The following is a 16,465-nucleotide window of genomic DNA, read 5'->3' on the forward strand; positions in this document are numbered from 1 at the left end:
CGGCATGCGGATTATCGTTCAGAAGTTTGGGGGCACCTCCGTCGCCACGGCGGAGGGGCGCGAGGCGGTCATGCGCCGCGTGCGGCAGGCCTTGCAGGACGGTTACAGCGTGGTGGTCGTGGTCTCCGCCATGGGGCGCGAGGGCGACCCGTACGCCACCGACACGCTGATCCAGCTGGCCCACGCGGCTACGACCGATCTGCATCCCCGTGAGATGGACCTGCTGCTCTCCTGCGGGGAGATCATCTCCAGCGTGGTCATGGCCGCCACCCTCACCGCTGCGGGCATCCCCGCCGTGGCCCTCACCGGTGGCCAGGCCGGTATCCAGACTGATGACCACTACGGCTCCGCGCAGATCCTGAAGGTGGACCCGGCCCCGGTACTTTCCCGCCTCAGGGAGGGGCTGGTGGCCGTGGTGGCCGGTTTCCAGGGCGTGAACGCCGCCGGCGAGGTGACCACCCTGGGCCGGGGCGGCTCCGACACCACGGCCGCGGCGCTGGGCGGGGCTCTCAGGGCCGAGGTGGTGGAGATCTACACCGACGTGGACGGCGTCAAGACCGCCGACCCGCGGCTGGTGGCGGAGGCCCGCACCCTCACCGTGACGACCTATGACGAGATCGCCCAGATGGCGCACTACGGGGCCAAGGTGGTGCACCCCCGGGCGGTGGAGATCGCCATGCAGCACCGGGTACCCATTCGGGTGCGCTCCACCTTCAGCGACGGGCCGGGCACACTGATCACGTACAGCGCCGAGGCCGGCGTGATGTTCAGCGAGCCGTTCTCCGACCGCCTGGTCACGGCGGTCACCCACGTGGTGGGCCTCGCCCAGGTGGTGGTGAAGACCGGGCGCGACTGGGCGACGCCCCGGCTCTTCCGCCGCCTGGCCAACGCCGGCATCTCGGTGGACCTGATCAGCGTCTCACCGGAGCAGAGCGCCTTCTCCATTCCGGAGCAGCGCGCGGCCCAGGCCGAGATCATCCTCACCGAGCTGGGCCTTGTGGACATCCAGGTCCGCCACGGCTGCGCCAAGGTGACGGTGGTCGGCTCCGGCATGCGGGGCCGCCCCGGGGTGATGGCCACGGTGGCGGAGGCGCTCTACGCCGCAGAAGTACCCATATGGCAAACGGCGGACTCGCACGTCACCATCTCCTGCCTGATCCCGGCCGCCGACGTGCAGCGGGCCGTGCAGGCGCTGCACGACGCCTTCGAGCTGGGCAGGCCCTGATCTGATCCATCTTGATTGAGGAGGGATCCCCGTGTCGACCTTTGGACGGCTCCTGACCGCCATGGTGACCCCGATGAGCCGAGACGGAGCAGTGGACTTCAAGCGGGCGGAGGAGCTGGCGAAACATCTGGTGGCGGCAGGTTCCGAGGGTCTGGTGGTCGCCGGCACCACCGGCGAGTCGCCCACGCTGTCGCACGAGGAGAAGCTGCGTCTGTTCCAGACGGTGGTGGACGCCGTGGGAGACCGGGTACCTGTCATCGCCGGGACCGGGTCGAACAACACGGCGGAGACCATTCGCTTCTCGCGGGAGGCGGCGCGCACCGGAGTGCACGGGCTGCTGCTGGTCACGCCCTACTACAACAAGCCGCCCCAGGAGGGACTCTACCGGCACTTCCGGGCGGTAGCGGAAGCGGTAGACCTGCCGTGCATCCCGTACAACGTGCCCTCCCGCACGTCGGTGAACATGCTGCCGGAGACGACGGTGCGGCTGGCCCGGGACGTGCCCAACATCGTGGGCATCAAGGAGTGCGCCGACGTGGGCCAGCTGGGGGAGATCCTCCGGGGGGCGCCCGAGGGCTTCCGGGTCTGGTCGGGCGAAGACGCCAACCTGCTGCCCTACCTGACCGTGGGGGCGTACGGGATCATCAGCGTGGCCAGCCACGTGGTGGGCCCGCAGATGCAGGAGATGATTCGGGCCTTCCTGGACGGCGACACCGCCCGGGCGGCCGCCTGGCACCGCCGGCTGCTGCCGGTGTTCAAGGGGCTGTTTGCGGTGACCAACCCGATTCTGGTGAAGGCCGCCCTGGAGATGACGGGCTTCCCGGTGGGGCCGGTGCGGCTGCCGCTGGTGGACGCCACCGAGGCGCAGCGCGAGGCCCTGCGCGAGGCGCTGGCGGAGGCGGATGTGCTGTAGCTGGCGGTGGAGTGTGGGCGGTTGGCTGTGAGTTGTGGGTTGTGAGGGAGAGGCCGCGGCCGTTGGGGCCGCGGCCGCTCCCGCGTGGGTCAAGGTGAACGTAAGGCGGCCGGTGGGCACTGAGGAGACGGTTGACGGGGCGCGGGCGTTGGCGCTGAGTGAGGGGCGGGAGGCTGCCGTGGACGCCGAACCTCGCCCGGCACGGTGGAACGTGCGAACCGTCATCCAGACTTGGGCTGACAGTGTTGCGGGACGCATGGAGTTGGACTGCTCGGTACAAGCCGTATAAAGATATAAGAAGATAAGGATCTAACTATCCACATAACCATCACCAACCATAGTCAACATAAGAAAACTTATCGGACGTCATACCGCCGCAACACTTCTGCACGTGCAGAAGCAGGGGGTACACATCGAGTTCGGGGACCCGACCCACAGGCCGGCCACCGGTGGTCAACGGGCGCCCAGTCCGTGCACGGTTCCAAGCACGGAGACGAACAGCGTGGCCCGCCGGTGGTATTCGGGCACGTCTGCAGGCAGCAGTCCGCAGGCGTATTCGACGTCCACCTGCCAGCCGAGCAGGGTGCGCCGGGCAGAGACCGCGCCGCAGCCCGTGCAGTTGAACCCGCAGCCGTCGTCGACGCCGCTCCACGCTGAGGTGAACGCTGCCACCGCCCGCTCTTGCGCTGCCTCCGCACTCAGCCACGAGGACCAGAGAAGGAGCAGCAGACCGACGAGCACGACCAGGCGGGAGCAGGCTTCGCGGCGGGGAGTGCCCAACGCGATGTTTGCCGTGGCGGATGCCGAGGCACTGCCGTTCGCGGATGGATCCTTCGACGTGGTCACCTGCCGCATCGCGGCGCACCACTTCCCCGCGGTGGACCGCTTCTGCCGGGAGGCGGCCCGGGTGCTGAGGCCGGGCGGCAGGCTGGTGGTGGTGGACAACGTGGCCCCGGAAGAGCCGGACCTGGACCGGTTCATCAACGAGGTTGAGAAGCTGCGGGATCCCAGCCATCACCGGGCGTACCGGCTGTCCGAGTGGAAGGGGTTCGTGGAGGAAGCGGGCCTGCACTTCACGGTGGCCCACCGGTTCACCAGCTGGGTCGACCGGGAGGACTGGCTGGCGCGGGCCAACACCCCCCCGGCGGTGGCCGACCAGGTCCGCACGGTGCTGGCCGGGGCGCCGGCGGCCGCGCGGGAGCGCTTCCGCATCACGGCAGACGGGTTCATACTGCACAAGGCGATCCTGGTGGGACAGAAGCCGCAAGGCGGGCGGTGACGCCAGGTGCGGCACCGAGGACCGGAGTGAGCTGAATCCGGCACGCGCTGAGCCAGGCCGGAGGGAGCGTGTACGGGAAGTCCCGGGCCGTCGCGGGCCCGGGCGGAGGCGAGTGTAGCCGTGAAGGCGCGACGGAAACGGGAGCACAGCCCGAAGTGCGCGTGGATACAAAGATCTGCATGCGCGTACCCACGGGCCTGAATGAACTGCAATAACGGCCGGAAGAACGGGTCGACCGCTTCGCAGGGGCGCGGTCGGCTCGTTAGCTATTTCCGGCACCGTTGCTTGTAAGCGCGTAGGCTATTGGGTATAATCCTAAGGAAGGTCTGTTGAACGGCGAACCGGGAGAAGAGAACGGCGGCTGGACGGCCCCTCGCACCGGAACGGCGGGTGGTGCGTTGCGGCGACAGTCGCCTCAACCCGCAGCGGTTGCTCTTCTCCTGATCCCCCATACCGCGATGCGCGTGTGCATGAGGACGGCGCCTCATGCAATGGGGGTTTGTTTTGCTGTGCGATCATTACATAATAGGGCGCCCGTGGGAGCCCTTCAAAAGGAGGAACGCATTCGTTTGGCGCGTCACCGCGAGAAAACAAACAAGTTGCACGTCATCCCCCTGGGGGGGCTTGGCGAGATCGGCAAGAACAGCATGGCGGTTCAGTATGGCGACGACATCATCGTGATCGACGCCGGCCTCTCCTTTCCCGACGAGGAGATGCTGGGGATTGACATCGTGATCCCGGATTTCACCTACCTCCTGGAGAACCGGGAGAAGGTGCGGGCGCTGCTGATCACCCACGGCCACGAGGACCACATCGGCGCCGTCTCGTATCTGCTGCGGAACCTTCCCGTCCCGGTCTACGCCACCCGGCTGACGCTGGGCCTGATCGAGGGCAAGCTGGAGGAAGCGGGGGTGCCGCTGCCGCCGGGGTCTCAGGCCGTCAGGGCAGGCGACCAGGTGAAGCTGGGGCCGTTTACCTGCGAGTTCATCCGGGTGAACCACTCCATCCCCGACTCCTGCGCGATCGCCGTGACCACCCCGGTCGGCACGATCCTGCACACCGGCGACTTCAAGTTCGACCAGACGCCCATCGACGGCGAGTTCACCGACTACCAGCGGCTGACCGAACTGGGGAAGAAGGGCGTTCTCGCCCTGTTGGCCGACTCCACCAACGCCGAGCGGCCAGGCTACACGCCGTCGGAGCGGTCGGTGCGCCCCAACCTGGAGCGGGTCTTCCGAGACGCCAGGGGGCGCATCCTCATGGCCACCTTCGCGTCGAACGTCCACCGGATTCAGCAGGCCATCTCCATCGCCGCCGAACTGGGCAAGAAGGTGGCCGTCGTCGGCCGGTCCATGGAGAACACGGTGAAAATCGCCCTGGAACTGGGTTATCTGCACGTACCCGACGGGACGATCCTCCCCGTCGAGGAGCTGCGCCGGCTGCCGCTGCAGAGCCAGGTGATCCTGACCACCGGGTCGCAGGGCGAGCCCATGAGCGCTCTCAGCCGCATGTCGGTGAACGACCACAAGGCGGTCGAGATTATCCCTGGCGATACGGTGCTCTTCGCCGCCACTGCCATTCCTGGCAACGAGAAGTCCGTGGCCCGGACGGTGAACAATCTCTACCGGCGCGGGGCCGAGGTCATCTACGACCGGAGTGCCGGCGTGCACGTCTCCGGACACGCCAGTCAGGAAGAGCAGAAGCTGATGATCAACCTCACCCGGCCGAAGTTCTTCGTGCCGATCCACGGCGAGTACCGGATGCTGCTCAAGCACAAGCAGACGGCCGAGGCGTGCGGCGTGCCGCCCGAGAACATTCTTATTGGCGAGAACGGCACGATCTTCGAGTTCACCCGCAACTCGGCGCAGATTGTGGGCAAGGTCACGTCCGGCCAGGTACTGGTCGACGGGCTGGGCGTGGGCGACGTCGGCAACATCGTGCTGCGTGATCGCAGGCAGCTTGCCCAGGAGGGCATCCTGGTCGTGGTCGTCGCCGTCGACCGCGAGACCGGGATCATCGTGGGCGGGCCCGACATGGTGAGCCGCGGCTTCGTCTACGTGCGGGAGTCGGAAGGGCTCCTGGAGGAGGCGAAGGAGCGGGTGCGCCGTACCCTGGCCGAGCAGATGGACCGCAACGTGCCGGAGTGGGCCGTGCTGAAGAGTTCCATCCGCGACGTGCTCTCCCGGTACCTGTACGAGCGGACGCACCGCCGGCCGATGATCCTGCCCATCATCGTGGAGGTCTAGGCGGCGGCCGATTGGGTCAACGAAAAACGGGCACGCTAATGGGGCGAGGGCTCTTCCTCGCCCCACTCTGCTTGCACGGGAGGGTTGCTCAGGATGCCGAACCTCCGCGAGTTCACCCCCTCGGAAATCATGGCCCAGATGCCGCAGGCGCGCAGCGTGCTGGCCAAGCACTTCGGGGAGGAAGGGATCCGCACGGCCTCCGGCTTCCGCCTGCGCGACCTTGCCCGGCACAAGGGCGTCGAGTTGGGCACCGTGATCCGCGACCTGAAGGACGTGGCCCGGTCCACCGGTACCATCTGGTAGCCGAGTCTCTCTGTCCGGGAGTGTGACCGATGCTGTTCAGAAACGAGGAGCCGACGGGCACGCCGATTCCCGGCATGGTCCCGGGGCCAGACCCCGCCGTGCCGGACAAACCGCCGCTGCCGACCGCTCCCCCGTTGGCGCCGAAGAATCCCGCCCTCGAGAACCTGGAGGCCCTCGGCACTACCCAGGTGCCGGTGGTGTCGCCCAACATCCACCTGCTGACCATCATCGGCCAGGTGGAGGGGCACCTCACACTGCCGCCGCAGAACAAGACCACCAAGTACGAGCACATCATCCCGCAGCTGGTCGCCGTGGAGCAGAGCCCGGAGATCGAGGGGCTGTTGCTGGTGCTCAACACGGTGGGCGGCGACGTGGAGGCCGGGCTGGCCATCGCCGAGATGATCGCCAGCCTGTCCAAGCCCTCCGTGTCGCTGGTGCTGGGCGGCGGCCACTCCATCGGCGTGCCCATCGCCGTGAGCACCACGTACTCCTTCATCGCCACCACGGCCACGATGACCATTCACCCGATCCGCCTGACGGGGCTGGTCATCGGCGTGCCGCAGACGTACGACTACCTTGACAAGATGCAGGACCGGGTGATCCGCTTCGTGGTGGCCAACTCCAATTGCAGCGAGCAGCGCTTCCGGGAGCTGATGTTCCGCACCGGGGAACTGGCCCGGGACGTGGGCACCATCGTCGTGGGGCCGGACGCCGTCAAGGAAGGCCTGATCGATGAGGTGGGCGGCCTCTCCGATGCCGTGCGGAAGCTGAGGCAGCTGATCGCCGAGCGCAAGCAGGCCCGGCCGGGGGTGGTACAGTGACGGACTGCGGTCCTGGCGTGCTCTGGTCGGCACTGCCGCTGGAACTGGTGCTGGAAGGGCTCGTCCAGCCCCCCGCGGCGGTGCGGGAGGTGGTCGTGGACGGGCGGCTGCTGCAGGTGACACCGGGAGGCGACGGGCACGGCACCGTCGTCCGGCTGATCTCCGGCCGCGCAGAGGACTACCTGGACGCCCGGTTCCAGCCCGGGGCCCGGGTTCGGCTGGGCAGGAACGGCTGACGCTGCAGACCAGGCCCGCGGGCCTGGTCTCTTTCACGGCTGGGGGTTGTAATTAGAATCATTCTCGATTAGGATAGATAGCGGGGGTGCGGGAGGTCAGAAGGAAGGAAACGGCGCGCTCGCACCCGAAACCATTAAGGACTGCTTCGGTAAGGAGAGAGGTGAGGGCCGTGGCTCTGATGCTGAAGGACATCTACACCCGGCTGCTGGAGCGGGGCCACAAGCTGACGCCCCAGCGCTGGGCGATCATCGCGATCTTCCTGATGAACCGGGGGCGTCACCTCTCGGCCGACGACGTCTACTCCATGCTGAGGGAGACCCACCCGAACAACGGCATCGCCACGGTCTACCGCACCCTGGATCTGCTGGAGGAGATCGAAGTCCTGAAGAAACTGGACTTCGGCGACGGACGCGCTCGGTACGAGGTGCGGGACGAGGACAACCATCATCACCATCACCTGGTCTGCCAGCGCTGCGGCAAGATCACGGAGTTCGAGGACGACCTGCTCGGGGCCCTGGAGGCCGCGATCGAGCGGAAGACGGGCTTCCGCATCGACGACCACGTGGCCAAGTTCTTCGGGATCTGCGCGGAGTGCCAGGCGAAGGAAAAGGAAGCCAGCCAATCCCAGACCCAGGCCTGAACGGAACATAGACCGGGGAAGGGGCCGGTGCGGCGGAGCGCACCGGCCTTTTCGCTTGTGGTATAATGTAGGCATGGCATCCAACCTTTGGAGATTCAGGGGGTTCTGCAGTGGCGCAGCGTCGGTCGGCCGGTAAGTCAAACAGGGCTGGAGGCGAGGGGGCCGGACTCCATCAGGAGGTCCGGGGCCTCCTGATCACCGCGATCGGCGCCTGGTTCCTGCTCTCGCTGGCGGGCAAGGGCGGCGGCCTCCTGGGCAACCTGCTGAGCCGCGGGCTCCTGGCCCTCGTGGGCGAGCTGGGGGCCTGGCTGCTCTCCGTCCTCGTGGTCTGGTTTGGGCTCTACCTCATCTACCTGCGCTTCCACCGGCGTCCCTTCCACTGGAAACGCCAGGGCTGGGGGCTGCTGTTGGTCTTCCTCGCCTTTGAGTTGATCGTGCAGTTGGTCACCCAGGGACACGTGGACGAAGGCGGTCTGCTGGGCGGCTCCCTGGAGAACGCCAAGCGAGGCCTGGGTGGCGGGCTGGTCGGCTACGCCCTTGCCGTTCCGCTGACGCGAGTGTTCGGGGAGGCCGGCCGCTGGGTCTTCGCCGCCACTGCAGCTCTGATCGGCCTGGTGCTCTCCACGGGGGTCTCGCTGGGAGGCGTGCTCGAGTGGTTGAAGTCCCGCTTCCTGGCCGGCGCCCGCGGCGCCAGGGATATGGCGGACGACTTCGTGGAGCTGGTGAGGCGGCAGCCGGGCGAGGAGGGCGAAGGCGCCTCGGCCGGTGGCGAACGGTCCGGCCGCAAACGCATGGCCGCCAGCGAGGAGCTGAACACGATCGGAGACCTGCGCCGGAAGGAGGCCGCGGCCGGGCGGACGGCGGCGACCGGTGCGGGGGCCGAGGAGCCGCATGTGCCGATCATCCGCCAGCCGGGCTCCGAGTGGCAGGCGGTCAGCGGGCAAGCTGCACCGGGAGGCGCCGGGGCGGGACTGGCAGGTGCCGACGGCGTTCCTGCGGGTACATCACCCCTTGCTGCCGGCGGGGGACCAGCCGCGGAAGGAGCCTACGCTGCAACCGGAGTCCCGGTGGCCGCTTCTGTGCGCACCGCAGCCGACGCGCCGGGGGCGCAGGCTGGCTCTGAGGTCGCTGTCCCGGGCGGGCGCAGCGCCGAGGGCGGGGGGACTCGCGGCGCTCGTGGGGCCGGCGGTCCGCGTCCCGCCGCCGCAGGTGCGGGGACCGCCGAGCACGTGGCGGTCGGCGCTTCGGGTGCTGCCGGCACGCCCGGCGGCACGTCCGCCCCGCGAGGGGAGGAAGCCGGGCCGGTTCCCGTTGTGCAGGGTGAGAAGGGGCAACTGGCCATCGACCCCGCAAAGCTGGGGACGGCGTACCAGCTGCCGCCGCTATCGCTGCTTCCCAAGCCGCAGCAGAAAGGGCAGCAGAGCCACCAGGACCACCTGGCCCGGGCGCAGCTCCTCGAGCACACGCTGCGGACCTTCGGGGTCGAGGCCCGGGTGATCGCGATCAGCCCCGGCCCGGCCGTCACCCGCTATGAGCTGCAGCCCGGCCCGGGGGTGCGGGTCAACAAGTTCACGCAACTGGCCGACGACCTGGCGCTGGCCCTGGCTGCCGAGGACATCCGGATCGAGGCGCCGATTCCCGGCAAGGCGGCGGTGGGCATCGAGGTTCCGAACAAGGAGCGGCTTGCGGTGCACCTGCGCGAGGTGATGGAGACGCCGCTCTGGGTGAACGCCACCTCCAAGCTCACGGTGGCCATCGGCAAGGACCAGGCCGGCAACCCCGTGGTGGGCGACCTGGCCAAGATGCCGCACCTCCTCATCGCCGGCTCCACGGGTTCCGGCAAGTCCGTATGCATGAACACCATCATCTGTTCGCTGCTCTTCCGGGCGCGGCCAGATGAGGTCAAGATGATGATGATCGACCCGAAGATGGTCGAGCTCTCAATCTATAACGGGATCCCGCACCTCATGGCGCCGGTCATCACCGACGTGAAGCAGGCTGCGGGCTACCTGAAGGGCGCCGTGAAGGAGATGGAGAGCCGCTACGAGCTCTTCGCCTCCGTGGGCGTGCGGAATATCACCCAGTATAACCAGCTCTGCCGCGATGACCCCGGGCCCGACCCGGAACACCCCCGCCAGCCACTTCCCTACGTGGTGATCTTCGTCGACGAGCTGGCAGACCTGATGATGGTGGCCCCGGTGGATGTGGAAGACGCCATCTGCCGGCTGGCGCAGATGGCCCGGGCCTGCGGCATGCACCTGGTCATCGCCACCCAGTCGCCGCGGGTCGACGTGATCACGGGCCTGATCAAGGCCAACATTCCGTCCCGCATCGCCTTTGCGGTCTCCTCCCAGGTGGACTCCCGGGTGATCCTGGACTACGCCGGTGCGGAGCGTCTGCTGGGCCGGGGCGACATGCTCTACCACCCTGCCGGCCACTCCAAGGCGGTGCGGGTGCAGGGCGCCTTCATCCACGAGCGGGAGATCGATCAGATCGTGAAGTTCGTCAAGGCCCAGGCGCAGCCGGTCTTCACCGCCCAGCAGGTAGAGGTGGAGGTGACCGGGCGGCGCGGGCACGGGTCCGGCAACGGCGAGGGCGAGCACACCTCGGCCCTCGACGAGGCCTTCCCCCTCGCCTGCCGCATCGTGGTCGAGCACGGCCAGGCCTCGGTGTCGCTCCTGCAGCGGCGGCTCAGGTGTAATTACACCAAGGCGGCGCGGCTCATCGACATGATGGAGGAGCGGGGATTCATCGGCCCGCACCAGGGCTCGAAGCCCCGGGAAGTGCTGCTCACGATGGCCCAGTGGCAGGAGATCTTCGGCGACAGCGGGGCAGGCGGCGAGGTCGCTTCGACCCGGGAGGAGTAGGAGACATCTGCACAGGACCTGCGCCGGCAGCCTGAAGAGGCCCGCCGGCGCTGTTTCGCGGTGCCGGGGCAGGGGGGTGCGGCCCTCCTGTGGGTGATGCGCGCCAGGTGCGAGAGCATGGGTGCTGGCCTGGCGGGAGGGAAGGGGGGCCGCTCAGCGAACTCACCCGAGGCACTCGTGCCAGCGACGGTGCACGAGTACGTCGGCAACTTGTCCCAACCGTACCCGAGAGGCCCCAGCCGCTCTTCCTGCCAACCGTTGTCCGCCTTCGGACGACTTGCTCCCGGGCCGTTGCCGTAACCCTCCGACAGGGCTACACTAAAGCTGATTTGCCGCGGGATTCATGCAAGCGTTGCAAGGAGTGGACGCGACTTGGCCTTTCGCGACCTGCACGAGTTCATCGCCGCGTGCGAACAGCGCGGTTGGCTGAAGCGCATCAAGGCGCCCGTCAGCCCCTATCTCGAGATTGCTGAGATCACCGACCGGGTCTCCAAGATGCCAGGCGGGGGACCCGCACTGCTGTTTGAGAACGTGGAGGGCTCCCGGTTCCCGGTGCTCACCAACACTTTCGGCTCCATGGAGCGCATCTGCCTGGCCCTGGGCGTGAACCATCTGGACGAGATCGGCCAGCGCATCCGCGAGCTCATGAAGCTGCCGGGACCCGGTGGCGGCCTCTTCGACAAGTTGGGGCAGGGGCTGAAGCTGCTGGACGTGGCCAAGAACACCGCACCGCGCATCGTGAGCCGCGCCCCCTGCCAGGAGGTGGTGCTCACCGGCGACCAGGTGGACCTCTACCAGTTGCCCATCCTCACCACCTGGCCGAAGGACGGCGGGCCCTTTATCACCCTCACCAGCGTGATCACCCGCGACCCCGAGACCGGCGGGCGGAACATCGGCATGTACCGGCTGCACGTCTACGACAAGCGCACCACGGGCATGCACTGGCACAAGCACAAAGACGGCCAGCGCCACTACGATGCCTACGGGGGCACCCGCATGCCCGTGGCCGTGGCCCTGGGCGGCGACCCGGCCACGATCTATTCCGGCTCCGCCCCCCTGCCGCCGGCGATTCCGGAGCTGATGTTCGCCGGGTTCCTCCGGGGCGAGCCGGTGGAGCTGGTCAAGTGCAAGACCATCGACCTGGAAGTCCCCGCCCACGCCGACTTCATCCTGGAGGGGTACGTGGACACTGCGGAGCCGCTGCGCCCCGAGGGGCCCTTCGGCGACCACACCGGCTTCTACAGCCCCGTGGAGCCCTATCCCGTCTTCCACGTGACGGCCATCACCCACCGGCGGGACGCCATCTACCCCGCGACCCTCGTGGGCAAGCCGCCGCAGGAGGACGTCTACCTCGGCAAGGCGACCGAGCGCATCTTCCTGCCGCTGCTGCAGCTCTTCCTCCCGGAAGTCATCGACTACAACATGCCGCCCGAGGGTACCTTTCATAACTGCGTGCTGGTGAAGATCAAGAAGCGCTACCCGGGCCAGGCCCGCAAGGTGGTTCACGGCATGTGGGGCCTGGGGCTGATGATGCTCTCCAAGTGCATCGTGGTGGTGGACGAGCACGTTGACCTGAACAACTACAGCGAGGTCTTCTGGTACGTGACGAGCAACATCGATCCCAAGCGGGACATCTTCTTCGCCGAGGGCCCGCTGGACGACCTGGACCACGCCTCGCCCGTGTGGCGGTTTGGCTCCAAGATGGGCATCGACGCGACCCGCAAGTGGCCGGAGGAGGGCCACCCCCGACCGTGGCCGGAGGAGATCGAGATGTCGCCCGAGATCAAGGAGCGGGTGACGGCCCGCTGGAAGGAGTACGGCTTCTAGCTACGGGCGAAGGTTTCGGCCTGGGTTCGGGGCGTGAGACCGGTTGTACCTCCGCCCTGGCCCGAGCGCGGGATCCAGCAACAGGAAGGAGCGGATGCTCACGTGATGAGCGTCCTGCGCAGGGTGAAGACCATCGCCGAGCTGGTCAAGTTTGAGCACACCGTTCTCAACCTGCCCTTCGCCTACCTGGGCGCTTTCCTTGCCGCAGACGGCTGGCCGACGGGGCGGCAGCTCTTCTGGATCACCGTCGCCCTGGCCGGCGCCCGCACCGCGGCGATGGCGATGAACCGCCTGTTCGACGCCGAGATCGACCGGAAGACGCCCCGCACCGCCGGGCGGCACATCCCGGCGGGGCTGGTGAGCCGGCGGGAGGTGTGGGGCTACGTCGTTGTGGCCCTTGCCGCCTTGCTGCTGGCCGCCGCCAACCTGCACCCCCTGGCCCTGAAACTGTTCCCGCTGGCGGTGGCCACGTTTACCGTCTACCCCTTCACGAAGCGGTTCACGTGGCTCTGCCACGTGTGGCTGGGGCTGAGCGTCTCCTGGGGGGCGTTCGGCGCGTACATCGCCGTGCGCGGCGCCGTGGAGCCGGAGATTTTCATCCTGGTTGCGATCATCACGCTCTGGAACACTGGTTTCGACATCATCTACGGAACGCAGGACATGGAAGCGGACCGGGTGAACGGCGTCTATTCCATTCCCGCCCGCTTCGGCCTGGCTCCGGCCCTGCGCATCGCCCGGGCCGTGCACCTGGCGGTGGTGCTGCTGGTGGGGCTGCTGGGACTCGAGATCGGCCTGCTGCCCCTGGACCTCACCGGGGCGCAGCCGATGATCCTGCCCCCTGCGGCGTGGTCGCCGGCCATGTGGCTCTACCTGGCGGCCTGGGCCCTGGTGGCGGCGCTGCTGCACTACGAGCACAGCATCATCTCCCCCGAGGACATGAGCCGGGTGGACGCCGCCTTCTTCAACGTGAACGGCTACCTCAGCGTGGCCTTCTCGCTCTGCGCCGTGACGGCGCTGCTGCTGAGATGAAACGACCCCGCCGAACCAGGCGGGGTCGATGTTCTTGGGGAGCGAACCTACTCAGCAGCCGGCTCGAACCAGCGCACGCCGCTGCGCCGCAGCGCCGCGACGAGGCCGAGGGCGAAGGCGCCGTCCACGCCGTGGTGGATGGCCGTGCCCACCAGCGTGATCAGCGCCATCTCCAGGTTGCCCCCCAGCGCCCAGACCACGCCCATCTCGAACACGGCGTGGAAGGGCAGCGCGATCAGCATCACGAGCCAGAGCGGCATGCCCCGGTTCCAGGCCCAGTTGCCCACCCAGGCGAACAGGGCGTGGGAGAGCGCCCGGGCTCCGATCGCCGGGCCGACGAAGACGGTAAACCCCAGGGCCGAGCCCAGGCCCACCCCGACGGCGGCGAAGGGGCCCATGAGCATGGCCAGCATGCTGGGCACGTGCGACATGAGCGTGGCCGTGAAGAAGGGCGGGATGGTCACCCGCAGGAACGTGAAGACGATGGGGATCATCAGCGCCAGAGCCGTCAGGATGCCGGTGGCCGCCAGGTCCCCCACGTTCAGCTGGCGTCGCATGCGATCAGATCCTTTCTCTGGCCGCCGCGCCTCCGTCGCGGCGCCGTGGTAATCCCTTAGGGTTGGTTTGTACCACCGACAAGGCGACCATGTCAACCGCTTTCCGACGGTTGGGACCCACGGCCGGCGAGGCGCATAAAATCTAGGGCGAGCCTGAAAAGGGAGGGGGTTGATGATGTCATACGTGGTCAGGCCGGGCGACACGCTCTGGGCCATCGCCAACCGGCTCGGCGTGGGCCTGCCGCAGCTCCTGGCCGCCAATCCCCAGCTTCAGAACCCGAACCTGATCTACGTCGGTCAGCGGCTCACGGTGCCGACGGCCGCCGAGTATGTCGTCCAGCCGGGCGACACCTTCTACGCGATCGCCCAGCGCTACCGCATCAGTGTGGAGTCCCTGGCGGCGGCCAACCCCCAGATCGAGAATCCGGCCTTGATCCGGCCGGGAATGGTGATCTACATCCCCGCCCGTCCGGTACAGCAGTACATCGTGCAGCCCGGCGACACGCTGTGGGCGATTGCCCAGCACTTTGGCACCACGGTGGCGGCGCTGCAGCAGGCGAACCCGGGCGTCAATCCGTACCAGCTGCGCATCGGCCAGCGGCTGAACCTGCCCGTCTCCAACCAGGGGCAGGAGCAGGAGATCGTGGTGCCCCGCGAAAACTACGGCTACGACGAGATGATGGCCGACCTGGCCCGGCTGCGCCAGCGGTACCCCTTCATCGAGGTAGGCTCCATCGGGCAGAGCGTGCTGGGCCGGGACATCCCGGTAGTCCGGCTGGGCACCGGTCCCAAGGAAGTCCACTACAACGGCGCCTTCCACGGCGAGGAGTGGATCACCGCCGTCCTCATGATGAAGTTCATCGAGGTCTACGCCCGGGCGCAGCAACGGGGGGAGCGGATCGGCAACTTCCACGTGCCCACCCTCTGGAGGCAGACGTCCCTCTACGTGGTGCCCATGGTCAACCCCGACGGGGTGGAGATCTCCCAGCACGGGGTCGACCGCTCCAACCCGTACTACGACCTGCTGCTTCAGGCCAACGGCGGTTCCACCAACTTCCGCACCTGGGCCGCCAACGCCCGGGGGGTGGACCTGAACAACCAATTCCCCGCCAACTGGGAGCGGGAGGCGGCGCGGGGCCCGCGCTCCCCGGCCCCCCGGAACTACTCCGGAACCGGCCCCCTCACCGAGCCCGAGGCCATCGCCATGGCGGACTTCACCCGGGCGCACGACTTCCGCCTGGTCATCGCGTGGCACACCCAGGGCGAGGAGATCTACTGGGGCTACGAGGGGCTAGAGCCGCCGGAGTCCGAGCAGATCACGAACCTGTTCGTGGACATCTCGGGCTACCGGCCAGTGCGCAACCTGCAGAGCTGGGCCGGGTACAAGGACTGGTTCATCCAGGACTGGCGGCGCCCCGGCTTCACCATCGAGGTGGGGCGGGGCACGAACCCGCTGCCCATCACGCAGTTCTGGCCCATCTGGAGCCGCACCATCGGCATCATGCTGGCAGGGCTGACGGTGTAGACCGCCAGCCCTTTTCCGTGCGCTTGATTGTGGAGACTCCACCCCGGAGCGCGTCCCCGTGAGGCGCACACCGGAGCGCGGCGGCGAGGAGGAGCCTTGCCGGCGGCCGCACCGCCACCGGGCGCGTGCGGGCGGGGCGGAGCGTCGAGGCGCACCACCCGGGTTCTGCTCCTCCGGAGCAAGCCCGGTTCACCCCGGTCGGGTGAGGGAATCCTCGTACCAGTACACCGCCTCGGCGATGCGGCCGATGAGCTCCTCGGCCTGCGCCTCCGGCAGCCCTTTGGTGAAGACCGAGATGGCAAACGACCGGGCGGGCGCGTACACCAGCCCGATGTCGTGAAACTCGTCGTCGCGGCTGCCGATCTTCGTCGCCGCGACCACGTTCTCGGGCAGGTAGCGGGGGATGCGCTGCCGGAAGACGGCCTCTTCCATCCAGCGGATCAGCATGCGGGTGGACTCAGGGGAGAGTCCGGATCGGCCCGAGTCCAGCGCGATCAGCACCTGGTTCATGCCGGAGGGCGTCACCGGGGTCTCCAGCGGGTCGTAAGCCGGTGCGACGCCGAGCCCCAGCATGTACTGCCGGATCGTGCCGCTGCCGATGTACCGCTCCAGCATGTTGCGGGCGATGTTGTCCGACACCGTGATCATGAGCTCCAGCAGCCGCCGGACGGAGATCCGGTCGCCGGGCCGGATGGTGGTCTGGAGGATCCCCGTGCCCGCCTGGAAGTCCTCCGGCTGGTACGCGATGGTCTCGTCCAGGGTGAGCCGGCCATGGTCCACCAGCCAGAGGACGGCCATGGCGATCGGCACCTTGATCGTGCTGGCGGCGTAGAACTCGGTCGTCGGGTTGAGGCCGGCCGTCCGGCCGGTGATCAGGTCGGTCACGGCCACGCCGATGGTGCCGGGCACCCCGCTCACCGTGCGCTCCAGGATTGCCGTCAGATCCGCCGGTCGGAAGGGCTTGAGCCGTGGCATCCGATTCATCCCCCCGTCGAG

The 16,465-nt window shown here is 68.0% G+C and carries 15 protein-coding genes; 12 read left to right on the forward strand and 3 right to left on the reverse strand.

The genetic code is table 11. The annotated features are described in order from the left end of the window. Positions 1 to 4 precede the first annotated feature (4 nt). Positions 5 to 1,225: an aspartate kinase gene (gene dapG / locus AB2385_RS02845; protein ID WP_367653409.1), complete on the forward strand. Its 1,221-nt coding sequence runs from the start codon at positions 5 to 7 to the stop codon at positions 1,223 to 1,225. 31 nt (positions 1,226 to 1,256) lie between these two features. Next, positions 1,257 to 2,138 (forward strand): 4-hydroxy-tetrahydrodipicolinate synthase, encoded by an 882-nt coding sequence (gene dapA, locus AB2385_RS02850; protein ID WP_367653410.1) that lies wholly within the window; start codon positions 1,257 to 1,259, stop codon positions 2,136 to 2,138. 453 nt (positions 2,139 to 2,591) lie between these two features. Here dapA and AB2385_RS02855 read toward each other — a convergent pair whose 3' ends face one another. Further along, on the reverse strand, positions 2,592 to 2,918 hold the full coding sequence (locus AB2385_RS02855) for a hypothetical protein (RefSeq protein WP_367653411.1): 327 nt from the start codon (positions 2,916 to 2,918) through the stop codon (positions 2,592 to 2,594). A gap of 4 nt (positions 2,919 to 2,922) precedes the next feature. Here AB2385_RS02855 and AB2385_RS02860 point away from each other — a divergent pair, with 4 nt between their 5' ends. The 9 genes from AB2385_RS02860 to AB2385_RS02900 all read left to right on the forward strand — a co-directional run bounded on the left by AB2385_RS02860 (position 2,923) and on the right by AB2385_RS02900 (position 13,387). Then, positions 2,923 to 3,417, forward strand: coding sequence for a class I SAM-dependent methyltransferase (locus tag AB2385_RS02860; protein WP_367653412.1), 495 nt, complete (start codon positions 2,923 to 2,925; stop codon positions 3,415 to 3,417). Between the two features lie 569 nt (positions 3,418 to 3,986). Then, positions 3,987 to 5,663, forward strand: coding sequence for a ribonuclease J (locus AB2385_RS02865; protein WP_367653413.1), 1,677 nt, complete (start codon positions 3,987 to 3,989; stop codon positions 5,661 to 5,663). Between the two features lie 93 nt (positions 5,664 to 5,756). After that, entirely contained in the window at positions 5,757 to 5,966 is a 210-nt protein-coding gene (locus AB2385_RS02870; RefSeq protein WP_367653414.1) for a hypothetical protein, read from the forward strand. A gap of 29 nt (positions 5,967 to 5,995) precedes the next feature. After that, entirely contained in the window at positions 5,996 to 6,787 is a 792-nt protein-coding gene (locus AB2385_RS02875) for a ClpP family protease (protein WP_367653415.1), read from the forward strand. Further along, positions 6,784 to 7,023, forward strand: a complete 240-nt coding sequence (locus AB2385_RS02880; RefSeq protein ID WP_367653416.1) for a YlzJ-like family protein — start codon at positions 6,784 to 6,786, stop codon at positions 7,021 to 7,023. Before AB2385_RS02875 ends, AB2385_RS02880 begins: the two co-directional genes overlap by 4 nt. A gap of 179 nt (positions 7,024 to 7,202) precedes the next feature. After that, positions 7,203 to 7,664 (forward strand): Fur family transcriptional regulator, encoded by a 462-nt coding sequence (locus tag AB2385_RS02885; protein ID WP_367653442.1) that lies wholly within the window; start codon positions 7,203 to 7,205, stop codon positions 7,662 to 7,664. Positions 7,665 to 7,774: 110 nt separating this feature from the next. Next, positions 7,775 to 10,531, forward strand: coding sequence for a DNA translocase FtsK 4TM domain-containing protein (locus tag AB2385_RS02890; protein ID WP_367653417.1), 2,757 nt, complete (start codon positions 7,775 to 7,777; stop codon positions 10,529 to 10,531). A 372-nt stretch (positions 10,532 to 10,903) separates the two neighbouring features. Beyond that, a complete protein-coding gene (locus AB2385_RS02895; RefSeq protein ID WP_367653418.1) occupies positions 10,904 to 12,358 on the forward strand; it encodes a menaquinone biosynthesis decarboxylase in 1,455 nt (484 codons plus the stop codon). 105 nt (positions 12,359 to 12,463) lie between these two features. Further along, the gene (locus AB2385_RS02900) at positions 12,464 to 13,387 is read left to right on the forward strand and encodes a UbiA-like polyprenyltransferase (protein ID WP_367653443.1); all 924 of its coding nucleotides are present in this window, start codon (positions 12,464 to 12,466) and stop codon (positions 13,385 to 13,387) included. 47 nt (positions 13,388 to 13,434) lie between these two features. Here AB2385_RS02900 and AB2385_RS02905 read toward each other — a convergent pair whose 3' ends face one another. Continuing rightward, entirely contained in the window at positions 13,435 to 13,944 is a 510-nt protein-coding gene (locus AB2385_RS02905) for a hypothetical protein (RefSeq protein ID WP_367653419.1), read from the reverse strand. Between the two features lie 175 nt (positions 13,945 to 14,119). Between AB2385_RS02905 and AB2385_RS02910 the strand changes: the two genes are divergently transcribed. Next, positions 14,120 to 15,469, forward strand: coding sequence for a LysM peptidoglycan-binding domain-containing protein (locus AB2385_RS02910; protein WP_367653420.1), 1,350 nt, complete (start codon positions 14,120 to 14,122; stop codon positions 15,467 to 15,469). Positions 15,470 to 15,658: 189 nt separating this feature from the next. On the opposite strand, the gene AB2385_RS02915 is transcribed toward AB2385_RS02910, so the two are convergent. After that, entirely contained in the window at positions 15,659 to 16,444 is a 786-nt protein-coding gene (locus AB2385_RS02915; RefSeq protein WP_367653421.1) for a serine hydrolase, read from the reverse strand. Positions 16,445 to 16,465: the final 21 nt, after the last annotated feature.

It is taken from the genome of Symbiobacterium sp., from assembly GCF_040797425.1.
In the GTDB taxonomy this organism is placed as follows: Bacteria; Bacillota; Sulfobacillia; order Symbiobacteriales; family Symbiobacteriaceae; genus Symbiobacterium.